Genomic DNA, 17,496 nt, shown 5'->3' on the forward strand with positions numbered 1-17,496 from the left:
AAAGCTACCGCTCAGTAATGTGATCGGTGTACGGTGCATCCCATGGCACAGGCAGCAGCAGCGCAGGCGCAGCACACCACGCGGGCGACCATCGGCGACAGCGAGTTCGACCGGGACACGGCCGTCACCCTCCGCGAGGAGGGCGTCTACGACGCGGAGCTCTCCGCGGGCTGGACGATCATCCACGCCGTCAACGGCGGCTACCTGCTGGCCATGCTCGGCCGGGCGCTCGGCGAGGCGCTGCCGCACTCCGACCCCTTCTCGGTCTCCGCGCACTACCTGACGGCCTCCGTCCCCGGGCCCGCGGTGATCCGTACGCAGGTCGTGCGCACCGGCCGCACGCTCTCCACCGGAGAGGCCTCGCTCTTCCAGTTCGCGGAGGACGGCACCGAGGTCGAGCGCATCCGGGTGCTCGCCACCTACGGCGACCTGGACGGCCTGACCGACGACGTCCGTACATCGGCCGAGCCGCCCGCCATCCCGCCGCGGGAGCACTGCCTCGGCCCGTCCGACGGTCCGGCACCCATTCCCGGCAGCTCCGCCATCACCGAACGGCTCGACATCAAGCTCGACCCGGCGACGATCGGCTGGGCCGTCGGCGCACCGTCCGGCAAGGGCGAGATGCGAGGCTGGTTCGGACTCGCGGACGGCCGTGACGCGGACCCGCTCTCGCTGCTGCTCACCGTCGACGCGCTGCCGCCGACCTCGTTCGAGCTCGGCCTGAAGGGCTGGACGCCCACGATCGAGCTCACCACCCACATCCGCTGCCGCCCGGCCCCCGGACCGCTGCGCGTCTCCATCACCACCCGTAACCTCGCGGGCGGATTCCTGGAGGAGGACGCGGACGTCTGGGACAGCGCCGGCCGTCTGGTCGCCCAGTCCCGCCAGCTGGCCCGCGCACCGCGCGGCTGACAGGCGAGGTCCACCACCCCGAGGCGACGCCCCGGGGCGACAGGGGCCACCGCGGCCAGGCCTTCGGCGCCGGTGCCCGCGTCATGATGGGGCCGTGAAGTCCGACCGGCTGCTCTCCGTCCTGCTGCTGCTCCAGACCCGGGGCCTGGTGCCCGCCACCGAGCTCGCCGAGCGCCTCGACGTCTCCGTACGCACCATCTACCGCGACGTCGAGGCCCTCTCGGCCGCCGGTGTCCCCGTGTACGCCGAGCGGGGGCGCAACGGCGGGATCGCGCTGCTTCCGGGCTTCCGTACCGATGTCACCGGGCTCACCACCGACGAGGCGCGCGCCCTGTTCGTCCTCGCCACGCAGGGGGCCCACTCCGCCCTCGGCCTCGACGCCGCGCTCGGCTCCGCCCTGCGCAAGGTGATGGCCGCGCTCCCCGCCCCGCACCGGCCCGCGGCCGAACAGACCAGCCGCCGCGTCCTCGTGGACCCCGTCCGCTGGATGAGCGGCCCGCGGACCCCCGTCGACGTGGCCGAGCTCCACGAGGCCGTACTCGCGGACCGGCGGCTGCTTCTCCGCTACCGGCACAGCGGCACGGACACCCCACGCACCTACACCGTCGACGCCTACGGCCTCGTGGTGAAGGCGGGCGTCTGGTACCTGGTCGCCGACCTCGACGGCGCACCGCGGCTCTTCCGCGCCGACCGGGTGCGGGAGGCGTCCCTCACCGGGGAGCCCGTGGTGCGGCGGGAAGGGGTGGAGCTGTCCGACACCTGGGAGGCGCTGCGCCGGCAGGTGGAGGAGCGCCCCGGGGAGGTACGGCTGCGGGTGCGCGTGCACCGTTCCCGGCTGGACCTCTTCGTGCGCATCCACGCGGGCGTCCTCACGGGCCGGCCCGAGCCGCAGGGCGAGGAACCGTGGCTGCTGGCCGAGCTCGCCGTGCCGGAGGTGGCCTGGGTGCGGTCCCTGCTGTCCTTCGGCCCGAACCTCGAAGTGCTGGCGCCCCCGGAGGCACGCCGCCTGCTCGCCGAAGCGGCTGCGGCGGTCGGCGAGCTGTACGCGGGTGACGGGTGACGTTTGCCGCGCGCGGCCCTTACGCGCCGACGGACCGCCAGATCCGGTCGGGCAGGAGGCGCGCCGCCTCGTCGAGGTCGACGTCCTCGATGCCGGACAGCCAGCGCCGGGCGACACCGACGACGGGGCCCAGGACCAGGGACTCGATCAGTGGCGTGGGGAGCGGGGCGAGTTCGCCGGAATCGATGCGGGCCTGGATCCAGAGGGTCAGCGCCGACACCCTCGCCTCCTGGGCGTCGCGGAGTTCCCTGCCCCGCTCCATGCCCCGGCGGTCGGCGACCGCCGAGTGCAGGAGCAGCGCGGGCCCCCGGTGCTCCTGGACGAACGCCAGGTAGGCCCGCACGACGGCCCGGATGCCCGAACGCGCGGTCCTGGCCCCCAGCAGGGCCGTGGCCAGCTCGCCGAGGAGCCGGTCCAGCCAGCGGTCGGTGAGCGCGGCGAAGAGGCCGTCGAGGCTGCCGAAGTGGTGGTAGAGACTGCCCAGGCTGACGCCGCTGGCCTTGGTGACGGCACTCACGGTGAGACCCTGCTCGCCCGACGCGGCGTACACGTTCAGCGCGGCTTCCAGCAGCAGGTCGGAGGTGACCTCGCCGCGATGCTGCTTGGGGCTCATCGGATGGCCGTCCCCGTGGTCGGTGGGATGGGTCTCTCGGAGGTCTCTTCCGCCGCTCCCCGGGCCGCCGTCGCTCCCCGGGTGAATTTCTAGAACAACTTTCTAGAAGATGCTTCCAGTCATCGTATCCATTGGCCAGACTTTCCCCCTGAGTGACAGTGAAGTGCGCGGGGGAATCGGAGTGGACGTTGTCAGACCTGGGTGGGAGCGGCGCCGAGCCGCTGGAGGAGAACGATCCGCGGCGGATCGGCGGGATACCGCTGGCCGGCCGGCTCGGCGCCGGTGGCATGGGGCGGGTGTATCTCGGGGTCCACGAAGGCCGCTACGTCGCCGTCAAGCAGGTCCTTCCCTCGATCGTCGGTGAGGACAAGGACTTCCTGCGCCGCTTCGGGCACGAACTGGACAACCTCGCCCGGCTCCCCGAGGAGGCCACCGCGCGGCTGATCGCCAGCGACCGCACCGCACGGCCGCCGTGGCTGGCCACCGCGTACGTCCCCGGGCTCACCCTGCGCGAGGCCCTCGAACTGCACGGGGGACCGCTCCCCGCCGACGCGCTGTGGCTGTTGCTGCGCGAGGCCGCCGAAGGGCTCGCGTCGGTGCACGCGCTGGACATGGTGCACCGGGACCTCAAGCCGTCCAACGTCATGCTGACGGTCGACGGCGCCACCCTGATCGACTTCGGTGTGGCCAGGGCCGCGGAACAGAGCCAGCTCACCAGGACCGGCATGGTCGTGGGCACGCCCGCCTACATGGCTCCCGAACAGGCCGCTGCAGCACGGCAGTTGAGCGGTGCCACCGATGTGTTCGCACTCGGCTCGGTGATGGCCTACGCGGCGTCCGGCACTCCGCCCTTCGGTGACGAGTCCGGACACGCCGTGCTGTACCGCATCGTCCACGAGGAGCCCGACCTGGCGGCGGTACGGGCCGTGGACCCGGAGCTGGCGGAGATCGTCGAGGCCTGCCTCGACAAGGACGGCGAGGCCCGCCCCACCGCGGCGGAGCTCCTCCGGCGCGCCACGGAGCGCGGTCCGTTCACCGCTCCGCTCTGGCCGGAGATCATCAGCCGGCAGCTGTCCGCCAAGGCCGAATTCGCCGCGAACGTACAGGAGATCGACGTACCGTCGCCCGGCCCCGGGGCGACACATCCCGCCGGCCGTCCGGCGCCCGAGCCGCAGGAGGGCGGCGCCGGGGCCGAGGTCCGGGCGAAGCCCCGTGAGCGCCGCCGCCGTACCCGCATCGTCTTCGCGGTCGTTCCCGCGATCGTGGTGCTGGGCGGCACGACACTCGCGGTGCGGCTCCTGCCGTACACCTTCGACGCGCCGGAGGACCAGGCGCGGGCCACTCCGTCCGTCTCCGCCACGGGACCGGCCGCACCCGGGCCGGTCACAACCGGCGGGAGCCCGTCGGGCACGGTGGCACCGGGGAAGTCGCCGGGCAAGGAGAAGGCCGAGGGTACGGAGGGGGACGAGTCCGGAGCCAAGGGGAAGGAAGACGGCGAGGGGTCCGCGGCGGGGGGAACCGCGGCCGGCGCCGAGGACGGGGCGGGCGGCGCGGACGGGTCGGAGGGATCGGCGGCATCGGGAGGCTCGGACAGCTCTGACGACTCCGGCGGCTCGGGCGGCTCGGGCGGCAGCACCGGATCCGGTACCTCCGGTACGTCGGGCACCGCCTCCGGCGGCACGGGCACCACGTCCCCCTCCGGAACCCATCGATACCGCAACGGTGACAACAACAACTGCCTCATCACCGTCTACGGCAGCGCGGACGACGGGGAATGCTCCGCCTCGTCCGCGACGTGGACCGTCCGGAGCGCGTCCGGCGGAAACTTCGAGCTGTTCAACAAGGCGAACGGGCAGTGCCTGTCCGCGAACATGCTCAACCAGGCGGTCTTCACGGGCGCCTGCGACCAGTCCTCGCCGCGCCTCTGGCGTGCGGGACCGGGCGGCAGCCTCGTGAGCGTCTCGAACGGCGGCTGCCTCGACCTGGCCTACGGCGGCGGCGTGTCGGCGTCGACCTGCGCGGGGGAGGCGTCGCAACGCTGGACGGCGCTCTGACGGAAACAGCGCCGGCGCCCCATGCGCGCCGCCGCCGCCCGGCCGCCGGCAGCTGATCCCCGCCGGCGCCCGGCCCCGTCCGGCGGCGGCCGATCCGTCCCGGACCCGGTGCACGGCGCTACCCGTCCCTGTCCGCGTCCCCGTCCCTGCCCGCGTCCCTGCCCGCGTCCCCGCCCCTGTCCCCGTCCCTGTCCGCGTCCCGTCTCCGTCCGCGTCCGACCGCCTGCTCCGGGCCTACTCCCCGCCCCCGTCCAGCCAGTGCGCCCTTCCCAGCGTGACCAGGCGCAGCCGGCGCCGTGCCACCCGGACGATCTCCCGCTCACCCTCGGGGCCCGTGTCCAGCAGCGCCGATGCCGTGATCACCATGTGGTCGACGTACAGACCGCCCAGCATCAGGAGATCCTCCCGGTCCCAGCCCGTCGATTCCGGCTCCGTGGCGAGCGCCGCCGCGACCTCTTCGGCGAACAGCCGGAGCTGGGCGGCGATGGCCTCGCGGACCGGGCCGACGCCACCGTGCTGCTCGCGGGCGATGAAGCGGAAGTGGGCGGGCTGGGCCGCGACATGACGGGCGATCAGCTCGACGCTGCGGTCCAGCCGCTCCTCGCTGTCGCCGGTCTCGGCGAGGACCGCGCCGATCATGCCGTGCAGACTGCCGAGCGTCTCCTCGACGAGGGCCACACCCAGGGCCGCCGTGCCGTCGAAGTGGCGGTAGAAGGCGGTCGGGGCCACACCCACGGCCCGGGTGACCTCGCGCAGGCCCAGGCTGCTCAGGCTCTGGTGCTCCAGCAGCCGGAGAGCCTCGTCCAGCAGCGCCTGACGCGTCTTCCTCTTCTGGGCCTGCCGGATGCCGATGGTGTGACTCATGCCATTCAGTAAACAACCGTTCTCCGGGACTTGGTAGTGGTGTGCGGCCTAGACTCAGAAGTCAGTGAACAGTCGTACTCTCAATTGTCCGCAGAAAGGCCGCACATGTTCGTCCTCGTCGCCGCCCTGCTCCTGCTGGGGGTCGTTCTCGGGGCGGTCGCGCACCTTCCGCTCCCGCTGACCCTGGCCGCCGCAGCCGTGATCGGTCTCTGGCTGGCGCTGTTCGGCGTCCGTGAACACCTCGCCCGCCGGGCCCGCTGACCGCGGGACCCGTCCTCGTACCCCACCGGAACCGAAGGAGCCCGCACCATGACACTCGCCACCGCACTCACCCGCACCTCTCGCCGTACACCCACTGTCCGTAGCGCCCGCGGTGCGGCCGGGGAGGGAACCCGCGAGGCCGACGGGCTGGCCGTCGCCTCGTTCGTCCTCGGTCTGCTCGGCCTCCTTGTGATGAATATCCTTCTCGGGCCCACGGCCGTCGTCATGGCGTCGATCGCCCTCGCCCGCTCCACCGCCCGTCGCGGACGCGCCCTGCTCGGCCTCGCCCTCGGCATCGCCGACCTGGCCGTCCTGGCCGTCCTGGTCACCGCGAACGGCACCGTCTCCTGGAACTTCGGGGGCTGACGGGGGCGGGGCCGAAGGCCCTCCGGTACCGGATCGGGCTCCGGACCGGGGCAGGCCACGGGCCGCTCCGAGGCCCTTGAGGGAGCCGCGGCGCGATGCGCCCGCGATGCACCCCGCCGGGGGCTCGTAGAATCGGGTCCACCATGGCCTACCTCGACCACGCCGCGACCACGCCGATGCTTCCGGAGGCGATCGCGGCGATGACCGCGCATCTCGCCGTCACCGGCAACGCGTCCTCACTGCACGCCGCCGGGCGCCGTGCCCGCCGTACCGTCGAGGAGTCCAGAGAGACCCTCGCCGACGCCCTCGGCGCACGCCCCAGCGAGGTGGTCCTCACCTCCGGCGGCACCGAGGCCGACAACCTCGCCGTGAAGGGCCTCTACTGGGCCCGGCGCGACGCCGACCCCCGCCGGACCCGGCTCCTCGCCAGCCCCGTCGAACACCACGCCGTGCTCGACGCCGTCGACTGGCTCGCCACGCACGAGGGCGCGACCGTCGAATACCTCCCCGTCGACCGGTACGGGCGGGTGCACCCCGAGGCGCTGCGCGAGGCGATCCTCCGTGACCCCGACGACATCGCGATGATCACGGTGATGTGGGCCAACAACGAGATCGGCACGATCATGCCGATACGTGAACTGGCCGAAGTCGCACGTGAGTTCGACATTCCGATGCATGCCGACGCGGTGCAGGCCTTCGGTCAGCTGGAGGTCGACTTCGCCCGGTCGGGACTCTCCGCGATGACCGTCAGCGCGCACAAGATCGGCGGGCCGTTCGGTATCGGCGCGCTGCTGCTCGGCCGCGACTGCACGCCCGTTCCCGTGCTGCACGGCGGCGGGCAGGAACGGCATGTGCGCTCCGGCACCCTGGACGTGCCCGCCGTCGCCGCGTTCGCCGTCGCCGGACGGCTCGCCGCCGACGGGCGCGAGGACTTCGCCCGCGAGGTCGGCGCACTCCGCGACGAGCTGGCCGGAGCCGTGCTGCGGGCCGTCCCCGACGCCATTCTCGGCGGCGACCCGGCCCCCGGGGGCCGGCTGCCCGCCAACGCCCACTTCACCTTCCCCGGCTGCGAGGGCGACTCCCTCCTGCTGCTGCTCGACGCCCAGGGCATCGAATGCTCCACCGGCTCGGCCTGCACGGCCGGCATCGCCCAGCCCAGCCACGTGCTCCTGGCCACCGGCACCGACCCCGACCTGGCACGCGGCACCCTGCGCTTCTCCCTCGGGCACACCTCCACGGAGAAGGACGTGGCGGAGGTGGCCCGCGCGATCGCCCCCGCGGTCGACCGGGCCAGAACGGCCGGCCTCAGCTGACGCCCGTACCTCGCGCCCGTCGATGGGAGGGGGCGGACGCGGAAATCGGGCATAACGCCCGCTTTTCGGTCCCTTCCCTCTCACTGGCCGGGACGGGGCCCGGGGGTGTTAGGGGCGGGCGGTGCGGATCAGGTTTATGTAGTGGGGCCAGTTCCAGTGGGGGCCGGGGTCCGTGTGGTCCGTGCCCGGCACCTCTACGTGGCCGATGATGTGGTCGCGGTCCACGGGTATGCCGTACCGCGTGCATATCGCGGCCGTCAGCCGCGCCGACGCCGCGTACATCTCCGGCGTGAAGTCCTTCGGGCGGTCCACGAAGCCCTCGTGCTCGATGCCGATGCTGCGCTCGTTGTACGAGCGGTTACCGGCGTGGTACGCCACGTCGAGCTCGCGGATCATCTGGGTCACCCGGCCGTTCTGCCCGACGATGTAGTGCGTCGCCGCCTGGTGCGCCGGATCCTGGAAGACCTTGACCGCGCTGGCGAAGCTGCCCTGGGTGACATGGACGATCACCCGGTCCACGCCGTAGTCGTCGGGGCGGTCGGCCCGCCGCCAGTTCGCCTCGGAGGCCGCCACCCAGCGGGCATCCGCGAAGTCCAGCTCACCCGGCGTGCGGGGCTTCTCCACACCCGGTACCCGCCACCAGACGCGCCGGATCTCCTCCGCGGCCAGCGCGGCCGTGCCCACGGCCGCAGCGCCGCCGCCGATGAGCAGCGTGCGTCTGCTGATGCCGCGCGACGGCCCGCTCCCGGATTCTCCGGCCTTCCCTCTGGTGCCCATGTGATCGTCAACGCTTATCCGCGCGCATTCGGTTCCCGGGGCCCCGTACTCTGGACGGGCTATGACTGAGATCTCCCAGCGCCCCCTCCGTGTGCTCGCCGCCATGTCGGGCGGAGTCGACTCCGCCGTCGCCGCGGCCCGTGCCGCCGAGGCAGGCCACGACGTGACCGGTGTACACCTCGCCCTGTCCGCGAACCCGCAGTCCTTCCGTACCGGAGCGCGGGGCTGTTGCACCATCGAGGACTCCCGGGACGCCCGCCGCGCGGCGGACGTCATCGGCATCCCGTTCTACGTCTGGGACCTGGCGGAACGCTTCCGTGAGGACGTCGTGGACGACTTCGTGGCGGAGTACGAGGCCGGGCGCACGCCCAACCCCTGCCTGCGCTGCAACGAGAAGATCAAGTTCGCCGCCCTGCTCGACAAGGCCCTGGCGCTCGGCTTCGACGCGGTCTGCACGGGCCACTACGCCACCGTCGTGCTCAACGAGGACGGCACCCGGGAGATGCACCGCGCCTCGGACATGGCCAAGGACCAGAGCTACGTCCTCGGCGTCCTGGACGAGAGGCAGCTCGCCCACGCCATGTTCCCGCTCGGTGACACCCTCACCACCAAGGACGAGATCCGGGCCGAGGCCGAGCGGCGGGGTCTGGCGGTCGCCAAGAAGCCTGACAGTCATGACATCTGCTTCATCGCCGACGGCGACACCCAGGGCTTCCTCGCGGACCGTCTCGGCGGCCCCGCGGAGGGTGACATCGTCGACGAGTCCGGTACGAAGGTGGGCACCCACGAGGGCGCCTTCGGCTTCACCATCGGCCAGCGCAAAGGCCTGCGCATCGGCCACCCGGCCCCCGACGGCAAGCCGCGCTACGTCCTGGACATCTCCCCGGTGAACAACACGGTGACGGTCGGACCGGTGGAGGCACTCGACGTCACCGCCCTCACCGCGATCAAGCCTCGGTGGTGCGGTACGGCCCCGGCCGGCCCCGGTACGTACACCGCGCAGCTGCGCGCCCACGGCGGCGAGACCGAGGTGACGGCGGAACTGACCGACGGCACCCTGCACGTCTCGTTCACCGAGCCCGTACGGGGCGTGGCGCCGGGCCAGGCTGTCGTGCTCTACGAGGGCACCCGGGTCGTCGGGTCGGCCACGATCGCTACGACGGTGCGCAAGGAGAAGGCGGCGGCCGCCGGCTGAGGGGCGGGGCTGGCACGCCCGGTGCAGGCGTCATAGGCTGCACGTGCGGATCGTCCGCATGCGGTGTACGTACGACGGGGCCAGCCTCCCCGTCCTGTCGGGAGGCCGAGGGTGCTACTGCGTTTCCGGGTGGCCAATCACCGCTCGATCCGCGATGAGTGCGAGCTGTCGCTGATCGGCTCGGAACCCGGTGTGAGCGGTGGCCGCCCGACCGGGCTCCGCCACGCGGAGCAGGAAGTGTCGGCGTTGCCGGTGCTGGGCGTCTTCGGCGCCAATGCTGCGGGTAAGAGCAACATGCTCAGCGCTCTGCGCGACATGCGCGCCGCGGTTCGTACTTCGTTCGCCGACTGGGCGAAGACACCAGGGGTCCCCCGGAAGCCGTTCAAGCTCGCCCCCGCTTACGCGGAGGAGACCAGCCTCTACGAGGTGGACCTCACTCTGGGACGCAGCCGCACGCGGTTCACGTACGGTTTCGAGCTCTCGGACGAGCGTGTCGAGGCCGAGTGGCTGCACGCCTACCCGCAGGGCAGACGCGAGATCTGGTTCGACCGGGAGGCAGGGCGCCCCGAAGGGGAAGGCGGAGAGTTCGTCTTCGAGGGCGAGGGCTTCAAGGGCCGCCGTGAGGACCTGGTGGCGCTCACCCGCCCCGACGCTTTGTTCCTGTCCACCGCCGCCACACTGAACGACCCGCAACTCTCCGCGCTGCACCGGTGGTTCCTGGACAACCTGTGGCTCGTGACACCCGGCGCGGACGTCGAGCACCGGACCAGGTGGACCCAGGAGCTCATCGAGCAGAGCGCGAACGAGGCGTACCGCGAGCGCGTCATCAACTTGCTGGCTGTTGCCGACCTCGGTGTCACTGGCATGGACATCGACCAGGAGTCCGGTGCTGTCAGGCTCAGGCACCGTACAGCGGACGGCACCGAGACCTCGCTGGACTTCCTCACCGAGGAGTCCTTCGGCACGCACGCCTGGTTCGCCTTCCTGGGACCGATGCTCACAGTGCTCGACAAGGGGGCGGTGCTGCTCGTGGACGAGCTGGATTCCAGCCTGCACCCGACGCTGGCGGCAGAGGTCGTACGGATCTTCCAGGACCCGAAGGCCAACCCGCGGAACGCACAGCTGATCTTCACGACGCACGACGCCACCCTGCTGGGCAGCGAGGTGCTGGACCGGCCGCTCGGCCGGGACCAGGTCTGGATCGCGGCCAAGGACCGGTCGGGCGCGACGGAGGTGTATCCGCTGACCGCCGCGCACCCGAAGGACGGCGAGAACCTGGAGCGCGGCTATCTGCGCGGCCGGTACGGCGGTGTGCCCCGAGTCAGTGCGGGGGAGATCGCCCGCGAACTGTCCTGGCAGGAGGAGAAGGCAACAGCGTGAGTACGTGGGGTGGGCAGCAGCAGGGACAGCACGACGACCAGGGGCAGGCGGGCGAGCCGCCCCGGCGGAAGCGCAAAAGCCGCAAGGGTGAGGGGAAGCCCCTCGCGGCGCCCGAGCCGCCGCCTCCCGAGGACACGAGAGCACAACGGGTGCTCTACGTCGGCTGTGAGGGGGAGTCGACCGAGCCGGACTACCTGAACTACCTCAGCGAACGGTTCGGGGACGGCAGCCTCACCGGTGGACGGCGGTTCCGGATCCAGCCGGTGTACGCCAAGAACGGCCTGACACCGGCCAGGGTGGTCGCCCAGGTCCAGGCCAAGGCGGAGGAGGACGAGGCCTGGGCCCTCTTCGACCGGGATCAGCACCACGACATCCCTGAAGCTCTGGAGAGGGCGGCCGAGCAGGGTACCGAGGTCTGTTTCTCGCACCCTTCGTTCGACCTGTGGCTTCTGCTCCACTTCCAGGCGTTCGGGGGCAGGCGCAGCGGCAGCAGCAAAGATGTGGTGGACGCGCTGCGGCAGGCGAATCCGGCCTTCAAGGACTTCGACAAGAGGAACAACAAGAGCGTCAAGGAGGGGCGGCGCACGGCGTTGGACAAGAAGGAGTCCGACGCCGTCGGCCGGGCACGGAGCATGGTCAAGCAGTGCGAGCACGGCAGGTGCGAGGCCAAGTCCACCCGGAAGGACCGCTACCGGTGGGCCGGCGCTCCCGAGCGTCCCGATCCGCTGATTCCGCACTCGGGTCACGCCGCTGACTGCCCGGTCCTCGACCGTGACCCGTCCACCGATGTCTGGCGCCTGCTGGTGAGTCTCGAGATCGTGGACGCCTGATCGACGGGTGTGGCTCGATCAGGCCGCTCGTCATCCCAGGGCGCCCGTGGCGCCTAAACTTCCGTAGGATCCCGATCCCCTCACCGTACGTACGAAGGAATGGCGCGTGGCCAGAATCACCCTGCCCGAGCTCGAACGGCACCTGTATTCGGCCGCCGACATCCTGCGCGGGCGGATGGACGCCTCCGAGTACCGGGACTACATCTTCGGGATGCTGTTCCTGAAGCGGGCCTCCGACGAGTTCCAGCCCGAGTGGGACCGGGTCTACCGGGAGGCGCTGGAACGCACGAAGGACGAGTCCAAAGCGCTGAAGCGGGCCGACGACAAGGACTCGTACACCGACGTCTTCTACGTGCCGCCCCGGGCGCGCTGGTGGAGGGGACCCCACCTGGACCTGGAGGATCCGGAGAACCCCGCGCCCGGCATCCAGACCCTCACCAGCCGCGTCGGTGAGCGGCTCGACCAGGCGATGGTCGCGCTCAGCGAGGGGAACGACCGCCTCGCCGGAGTCACCACGCACATCAGTTTCAACGAGGTCATCGGAACGAAGCCCCGCTTCACCGACGCCGAACTCGCCCAGTTGATCCGTCACTTCACGCTCTACCGGCTGCGCAACGAAGACTTCGAGTTCCCCGACATGCTGGGTGCGGCCTACGAATACCTGCTGGGGGAGTTCGCCGACTCCGCCGGGCAGAAAGGCGGGGAGTTCTACACCCCGCGCGCCGTCGTACGCATGATGGTCCGGCTCGTCGATCCGAAGGCCGAGGAATCCGTCTACGACCCGTGCGCCGGCTCCGGCGGCATGCTGATCGCTGCCCGTGAGCATGTGGAGGAGCACGGCGGCGACCCGACGCATCTGTCGGTCAACGGCCAGGACAAGAACGGCCCCTCCTGGTCCATGGCCAGCATGAACATGGTGCTGCACGGCATCCGGGAGTTCGACCTCCAGCACGGCGACACCCTCACCGAACCGCTGCACTTCCAACCTGGCACGAAGCAGCTGCGCCGGTTCACCAAGGTCCTCTCGAACCCGCCGTTCTCCCTGAACTACGACGCATCCCTGGTCGCGAAGGCGGACAAGGAGCACGGGGCGCGGATGAAGCACTGGGCGCCGGAGGGCGGCAAGAAGGCCGACCTCATGTTCGTCCAGCACATGGTGGCCGTGCTGGAGGAACGGGGAGTGGCGGCGATCGTCATGCCGCACGGGGTGCTGTTCCGTGGTGGCAAGGAACGCGACATTCGCGAGCAGCTCCTCAAGGACGACTGCGTCGAAGCGGTCATCGGCCTCGGCCCGAATCTGTTCTACGGGACGGGCATCCCGGCCTGCGTGCTGGTGCTCCGCCGCCCGCACCGCAAGCTTGCGAAGCGGGCCGGGAAGGTCCTGTTCATCAATGCCGACCGGGACTTCACGGCCGGCCGGAACCAGAACGAGCTCCGCCCGGAGCACGTCGAGAAGATCGTCACCACGTACCAGCAGTGGCGCCAGATCCCGCGGTACTCGCGGGAGGTCGAGGTGGAGGACCTGCTGGCCGCCGAGGCCAACCTCAACATCCGGCGCTGGGTGGACAACTCGCCGCCCGCCGAACCCCAGGACGTACGGGCGCACCTGTACGGCGGCGTTCCGGTGACCGAGGTCGCGGACCGGGCCGAGCTGTTCCGTTCGTTCGACGTGGACGCGACGGAGCTGTTCGCCGTACGGGACGGTGACCCGGACTACTACGACTTCCTGCCGGAGGGGCCGGAGGCCACGGCCCGGCGGATTCCGCTGCTGGCGGCGGAGAAGGAAGCCGAGCTGGACGAGGTGTACGGCGCGTGGTGGAAGGCCCACGCACCGCTCTTCGCCGGGCTGGCGGCCGACCGTGAGCTGATGAAGCTGCGGAGCGGGCTCCTGGACTCGTTCAAGAGGGACATCGGTGCGGTGGGGGTGATCGACGAGTTCGCCACGGCCGGCATCATCGCCGACTGGTGGGCCACCAACCGCTACGACATGAAGGCGCTGGCGGCGGGCGGATTCGAGCGGGTGCTGACCGGCTGGGTCGACTCGGTCGAGGCGATCGTTGAGCCCGTGATCCCCGACGACGACACCACGACGCGTAAGACGACGGTCACGGCCACCGACCGCCGCCGCGCCATGGACCAGCCGGTGGTGCGCGTGCTGATCCCGGAGTTCCTGGACGCGGTGGTGGCGGCGGACACGGCGGTCACCGAGGCCGACGTGGCGCACAAGACGGCGCTGGAGAAACTGGCCGAGGCGAAGGGGCCGGAGCCCGCGGACGGCGACGAGGGCGCGGAAGAGACTGCGGAGGGCGCGGACGGCGCCGAGCCGGAGGAGGACGCCGCGCCTGCGGCCTCGCCGGAGGAGATCGCAGCGCTGACCCGCGACGTCGCGGCCCGCAAGAAGGCCCTGGCAGCGGCCCGGAAGAAGCGGAAGGCACTGGACGAGGTGTTCCTCCGCCAGCTGCGGGCTGCGCGGGATGTGGTGCTGGCGGAGAAGGGCGGCCCGGAGCGGGTGGTGCTGGAGGTCCTGGACGCGGATCTGTCAGGGCGCCTGGACTCGGCTACGGCTGTGCGGAGGCGCGAGCTGGTGGCGGCGTTCCGGAACTGGGTCGAGAAGTACGCGGTGTCGCTGACGGACCTGGAGGCGGAGAGCGACGGGGCTGCGGGTGAGCTGGGGAAGTGGCTTGAGGAGCTGGGCTATGCGCGGTGAAACGAGCCTCTCCGGCCTGGGGCGTTCCTATCCTTCTGTGCCCCTCGGTTCGCTGCTCGGCAGAATCGAGTCGGGGTGGAGCCCTTCGTGCGACTCCATCCCGCCGGCGGCTGACGAGTGGGGCGTGCTGAAAGTCAGTGCTGTGTCGGCGGGGCGATTCGTCGAGAGTGAAGCAAAGCGGCTTCCCGAAGGTTTGGCTGTGCGTCCGGACTTGGAAGTTCGTCCCGGCGACGTTCTACTGACGCGCGCGAACGGGGTTCGGTCTTTGGTTGGCGTTGCCTGCTACGTATCCGCTACACGTGCCGGGCTCATGCTTTCGGATAAGACTCTGCGAGTGGTTCCAAAGACGTCGATGGACCCTGCTTTTCTGGCTGTGTTGCTTTCATCGCAAGGTGTGCGACGCCAGATTGGCGGTCTTCTGAACGGGGGAACCGGGCAGAACAACATCTCACAGGCAGATGTTCGTGGACTGCAAGTGCCAGACGTCCCACTGGAAGAGCAGCGCCGGATCGTTGCCGTGCACGCCGCCTTCGAGCGGCGGATCAGCGCGCTGGAGCGGGTTTTGGGCAAGCTCGCGAAAGCTAAGCGCGCGGCTTTCTCCCGGGCGCTGTCTCCCTACATGACGTCTGATCGTGTGCAGTTGCAGGTACTGCTGGAGTGCGTCCAATCTGGCTGGAGCCCGGCTTGTGACACCTTTCCGCCTGCTCCGGACGAGTGGGGGGTTATTCGGGTCAGTGCCGTTACTTCAGGGCGCTTCGATGCACGTGAATCCAAGCGTTTGCCATCGGCGTTGAATCCTCGCCCCGAACTGGAAATTCGCCAGGGTGATGTTCTGGTTGCCCGGGCAAATGGTGCTCGATCCCTGGTCGGCTCTGTATGTCATGTGGATGCGACGCCAGGAAAACTAATGTTGTCTGACAAGACGCTTCGTCTTGTTCCCAACTCGGCGGCTGTCGAGCCGCTTTTTCTGGCATTGTTGCTCGCCTCGGAAAGGGTGCGCGCGCAGATCGGTAATATGCTGAATGGCGGCACTGGGCAGAACAACATCACTCAGGATGATATCCGGGGTTTGCGCGTTCCGATGGTTTCAGTGGAAGAGCAGAGTCAGATCATTGCAGACCAGAACCTCTTCGAACGTCGGCGTGTAGACATGGAGGAGCAGATTGCCAAGTTGCGGGTGCTCCAATCCGGCCTGCTCGAAGATCTACTTGGTGGTCGGGTGCGGGTCCCGTCGACCTGATTGGAGTCAATCCCGGACGGGCTCGCCTCCCCCGCGCTTCACTCCGAGTATGAGCGCACGCAGCGCCGCCCGGTTCGTTGATATGACCACCGCGGAGTTCTCGCTCTCGCGGAGTGCGATGCCGTCTGCCTCTACCGCCGCGACCTCGACACAATTGTTGCCCGAGGCCTCTGAGAACGATGACTTGAGCCACTTCGGTTCGGACAAAGCTGGCACCTTTCACAGGTCTCTGGCGACGGTCAGGATGACATCCCTCGACTGCGTTGGATTCAACGCTACCTGTTCGACCGCGTCCAGTCGCCGCCGGAAATTAGCCAGTTGCATGGGTGAATCGAAGTAGACCGCCCCGATGGGGGAGTCCACCTGCACCGTGTCCAGGTGTTGGCTCTGGGCAGCGGCGTACAACACCGAGTCGCCTGCCATCGGGAAGCCGCCGATCGAGAACGGGATCACGAGGAGTGTCACGTTGTCGCGCTCGCTCTCATCGAGCAGGCGCTTCAACTGGGCTTTGGCCACGAGGCGGCCACCTACCTGCATCCGTAGCGCCGATTCGTGAATCAGCCCCTTGTATGCGACAGCAGGTTCGTTCGTGAGTACCTGGTGGCGGGCCAGACGCTGGGCAATGCGCAGTTCAATCTCCAGGCGGGATAGAGCTGGGATGAACAGGTCGAAGAGTGCCCGTGCGTGGTCTCCGATCTGGAACATGCCCGGAAGGTGCGCGGTCTGGAGCGTCCGGAGGCTCGATGCGTGGTGCTCGAGTTCGGACACCTCCAGGAAGTCCGGTGGGATCTTGCCCCGGTACTCGTCCCACCACCCCCGCTTGCGACCACCTGTCATCGTGGCGAGAGCATCGATCAGTGCGGGATCGTCGCACTCGTAGATGCTGCCCAGTCGGCGCAGCCGCTCCTCGCTGATGCCGAAACGGCCGGCCTCCACATTGGAGATGGTCGTGCGATCGGTGCCCAACAGCTCTGCCGCTTTTGGTGCGGACATTCCTGTTGCTTCGCGTAGCCGGCGAAGTTCTGTGCCGAATCGACGCTGTCGAACGGTTGGTGCCTGCCGTGGTGCCATGCGCCCTCTCCTCGGTCGTGCTCATTGTCTCGGTGTCGTGCGTGCTCGACGGCCGATCCCGCTAGTCCAACTCGTTGGGGTGAAAGTGGTATCACGGGTTGGATGGATGTGATTACTGTGTGTCCCACACCGCTCGCGTTGTCGTCACAACGGAAGCGCACCGATCCACCCTGCCCACCCGGGAGGCAGGCCCGGACCGGCATTGCCACCGTCGCTCGCGGCACAACCCCTCAGCCACCTCTGGCGCACGCCCGCTTCATCCGCTCGCACGCACCCCAGGAGGTGCCCGTGAGGACCCAACCCGCGCTCCACACCCCGTACAGCCCGTACGAGGACCACCACCCCGCCCCCATCCCGCTCGCCGACCCCTGGAGCTACGAGCTCTCCTTCCCCCGTGACCCGCGAGGCCCCCGCATCGCCCGTACCACCCTGCGGGCCATCCTCGACGCGCACGAACTCACCGAACTCAGCTACCGCGCCGAGCTGCTGGCCTCCGAGCTGACCACCAACTCCGTGCGGCACACCCAAGGCCCCGCCGGAGTACGGCTCCAGTGGCGGCACCCCGTGCTCAGGGTCAGTGTCTGGGACCTCAGCCCGGACCTGCCCAAGCCGCACACACCGGCCGTCGGGACGGACGCCGAAGCCGGCCGGGGCCTGAACATCCTCGAACTCGTCGCCGACCGCTGGGGTGGTTGTGCCATAGGGGAAGGGGAGCTGGGGTCCGGTGGCAAGACCATCTGGTTCGAGCTGGCGCTCACCAGCTGACGGCAGACCCTGCTCAGCCGCCCACCCTTCCGCCCCCTGGCCGATCCGGTGCCCACCGGTAGAGTTCCGCGTACACCCATACGGGTGC

General features: G+C 69.9%; 17 protein-coding genes. 12 read left to right on the forward strand and 5 right to left on the reverse strand.

The window, feature by feature from the left end; genetic code table 11:
* The first annotated feature begins 42 nt into the window (after nucleotides 1–42).
* The gene (locus OG524_RS25795; protein ID WP_405388494.1) at nucleotides 43–912 is read left to right on the forward strand and encodes a thioesterase family protein; all 870 of its coding nucleotides are present in this window, start codon (nucleotides 43–45) and stop codon (nucleotides 910–912) included.
* 94 nt (nucleotides 913–1,006) lie between these two features.
* The gene (locus tag OG524_RS25800) at nucleotides 1,007–1,972 is read left to right on the forward strand and encodes a helix-turn-helix transcriptional regulator (protein WP_405388493.1); all 966 of its coding nucleotides are present in this window, start codon (nucleotides 1,007–1,009) and stop codon (nucleotides 1,970–1,972) included.
* 19 nt (nucleotides 1,973–1,991) lie between these two features.
* Here the strand turns inward: OG524_RS25800 and OG524_RS25805 are convergent, their stop codons facing one another.
* On the reverse strand, nucleotides 1,992–2,585 hold the full coding sequence (locus tag OG524_RS25805; RefSeq protein WP_405388492.1) for a TetR/AcrR family transcriptional regulator: 594 nt from the start codon (nucleotides 2,583–2,585) through the stop codon (nucleotides 1,992–1,994).
* A gap of 188 nt (nucleotides 2,586–2,773) precedes the next feature.
* Between OG524_RS25805 and OG524_RS25810 the strand changes: the two genes are divergently transcribed.
* Nucleotides 2,774–4,639 (forward strand): protein kinase domain-containing protein, encoded by a 1,866-nt coding sequence (locus tag OG524_RS25810; RefSeq protein WP_405811744.1) that lies wholly within the window; start codon nucleotides 2,774–2,776, stop codon nucleotides 4,637–4,639.
* Nucleotides 4,640–4,873: 234 nt separating this feature from the next.
* Here the strand turns inward: OG524_RS25810 and OG524_RS25815 are convergent, their stop codons facing one another.
* The gene (locus OG524_RS25815; protein ID WP_405388490.1) at nucleotides 4,874–5,503 is read right to left on the reverse strand and encodes a TetR family transcriptional regulator; all 630 of its coding nucleotides are present in this window, start codon (nucleotides 5,501–5,503) and stop codon (nucleotides 4,874–4,876) included.
* 84 nt (nucleotides 5,504–5,587) lie between these two features.
* On the opposite strand from OG524_RS25815, the gene OG524_RS25820 reads away from it, so the two are divergent.
* The 3 genes from OG524_RS25820 (at nucleotide 5,588) to OG524_RS25830 (ending at nucleotide 7,443) form a co-directional block, all read left to right on the forward strand.
* Nucleotides 5,588–5,764, forward strand: a complete 177-nt coding sequence (locus OG524_RS25820; protein WP_405812550.1) for a hypothetical protein — start codon at nucleotides 5,588–5,590, stop codon at nucleotides 5,762–5,764.
* A gap of 48 nt (nucleotides 5,765–5,812) precedes the next feature.
* Nucleotides 5,813–6,130, forward strand: coding sequence for a DUF4190 domain-containing protein (locus tag OG524_RS25825; RefSeq protein WP_405811745.1), 318 nt, complete (start codon nucleotides 5,813–5,815; stop codon nucleotides 6,128–6,130).
* Between the two features lie 143 nt (nucleotides 6,131–6,273).
* Entirely contained in the window at nucleotides 6,274–7,443 is a 1,170-nt protein-coding gene (locus OG524_RS25830) for a cysteine desulfurase family protein (protein WP_405388486.1), read from the forward strand.
* 108 nt (nucleotides 7,444–7,551) lie between these two features.
* Here OG524_RS25830 and OG524_RS25835 read toward each other — a convergent pair whose 3' ends face one another.
* Nucleotides 7,552–8,220 carry an N-acetylmuramoyl-L-alanine amidase gene (locus OG524_RS25835; protein WP_405388485.1) on the reverse strand — a complete coding sequence of 223 codons (669 nt, stop codon included), beginning with the start codon at nucleotides 8,218–8,220 and terminating at the stop codon, nucleotides 7,552–7,554.
* A gap of 61 nt (nucleotides 8,221–8,281) precedes the next feature.
* Here OG524_RS25835 and mnmA point away from each other — a divergent pair, with 61 nt between their 5' ends.
* From mnmA to OG524_RS25860, 5 genes are all read left to right on the forward strand, one after another.
* Nucleotides 8,282–9,415 (forward strand): tRNA 2-thiouridine(34) synthase MnmA, encoded by a 1,134-nt coding sequence (gene mnmA / locus OG524_RS25840; protein ID WP_405388484.1) that lies wholly within the window; start codon nucleotides 8,282–8,284, stop codon nucleotides 9,413–9,415.
* Nucleotides 9,416–9,526: 111 nt separating this feature from the next.
* Complete coding sequence (locus OG524_RS25845; RefSeq protein ID WP_405388483.1) at nucleotides 9,527–10,795, forward strand: ATP/GTP-binding protein; 1,269 nt, start codon at nucleotides 9,527–9,529, stop codon at nucleotides 10,793–10,795.
* The gene (locus OG524_RS25850; RefSeq protein ID WP_405811746.1) at nucleotides 10,792–11,625 is read left to right on the forward strand and encodes an RloB family protein; all 834 of its coding nucleotides are present in this window, start codon (nucleotides 10,792–10,794) and stop codon (nucleotides 11,623–11,625) included. Before OG524_RS25845 ends, OG524_RS25850 begins: the two co-directional genes overlap by 4 nt.
* 106 nt (nucleotides 11,626–11,731) lie before the next feature.
* Entirely contained in the window at nucleotides 11,732–14,332 is a 2,601-nt protein-coding gene (locus tag OG524_RS25855) for an N-6 DNA methylase (protein ID WP_405811747.1), read from the forward strand.
* Nucleotides 14,322–15,572: a restriction endonuclease subunit S gene (locus OG524_RS25860; protein ID WP_405811748.1), complete on the forward strand. Its 1,251-nt coding sequence runs from the start codon at nucleotides 14,322–14,324 to the stop codon at nucleotides 15,570–15,572. The genes OG524_RS25855 and OG524_RS25860 overlap by 11 nt, the downstream gene beginning before the upstream one ends.
* Before the next feature lie 6 nt (nucleotides 15,573–15,578).
* Here the strand turns inward: OG524_RS25860 and OG524_RS25865 are convergent, their stop codons facing one another.
* Together OG524_RS25865 and OG524_RS25870 are read right to left on the reverse strand one after the other, a co-directional pair.
* A complete protein-coding gene (locus tag OG524_RS25865) occupies nucleotides 15,579–15,779 on the reverse strand; it encodes a DUF397 domain-containing protein (protein ID WP_405811749.1) in 201 nt (66 codons plus the stop codon).
* A gap of 12 nt (nucleotides 15,780–15,791) precedes the next feature.
* Nucleotides 15,792–16,643, reverse strand: coding sequence for a helix-turn-helix domain-containing protein (locus OG524_RS25870; protein WP_405811750.1), 852 nt, complete (start codon nucleotides 16,641–16,643; stop codon nucleotides 15,792–15,794).
* Between the two features lie 288 nt (nucleotides 16,644–16,931).
* Here OG524_RS25870 and OG524_RS25875 point away from each other — a divergent pair, with 288 nt between their 5' ends.
* Nucleotides 16,932–17,408 carry an ATP-binding protein gene (locus tag OG524_RS25875; RefSeq protein ID WP_405811751.1) on the forward strand — a complete coding sequence of 159 codons (477 nt, stop codon included), beginning with the start codon at nucleotides 16,932–16,934 and terminating at the stop codon, nucleotides 17,406–17,408.
* Nucleotides 17,409–17,496: the final 88 nt, after the last annotated feature.

Origin of the sequence: Streptomyces sp. NBC_01520 (assembly GCF_045040375.1) — a bacterium.
GTDB lineage: Bacteria > Actinomycetota > Actinomycetes > Streptomycetales > Streptomycetaceae > Streptomyces.

Coding starts and splice junctions, on each gene's coding strand:
- OG524_RS25795 (WP_405388494.1), top strand. CDS start 43: ATGGCACAGGCAGCAGCAGCGCAGGCGCAGCACACCACGCGGGCGACC.
- OG524_RS25805 (WP_405388492.1), bottom strand. CDS start 2,585: ATGAGCCCCAAGCAGCATCGCGGCGAGGTCACCTCCGACCTGCTGCTG.
- OG524_RS25815 (WP_405388490.1), bottom strand. CDS start 5,503: ATGAGTCACACCATCGGCATCCGGCAGGCCCAGAAGAGGAAGACGCGT.
- OG524_RS25825 (WP_405811745.1), top strand. CDS start 5,813: ATGACACTCGCCACCGCACTCACCCGCACCTCTCGCCGTACACCCACT.
- OG524_RS25830 (WP_405388486.1), top strand. CDS start 6,274: ATGGCCTACCTCGACCACGCCGCGACCACGCCGATGCTTCCGGAGGCG.
- OG524_RS25835 (WP_405388485.1), bottom strand. CDS start 8,220: ATGGGCACCAGAGGGAAGGCCGGAGAATCCGGGAGCGGGCCGTCGCGC.
- mnmA (WP_405388484.1), top strand. CDS start 8,282: ATGACTGAGATCTCCCAGCGCCCCCTCCGTGTGCTCGCCGCCATGTCG.
- OG524_RS25860 (WP_405811748.1), top strand. CDS start 14,322: ATGCGCGGTGAAACGAGCCTCTCCGGCCTGGGGCGTTCCTATCCTTCT.
- OG524_RS25870 (WP_405811750.1), bottom strand. CDS start 16,643: ATGGCACCACGGCAGGCACCAACCGTTCGACAGCGTCGATTCGGCACA.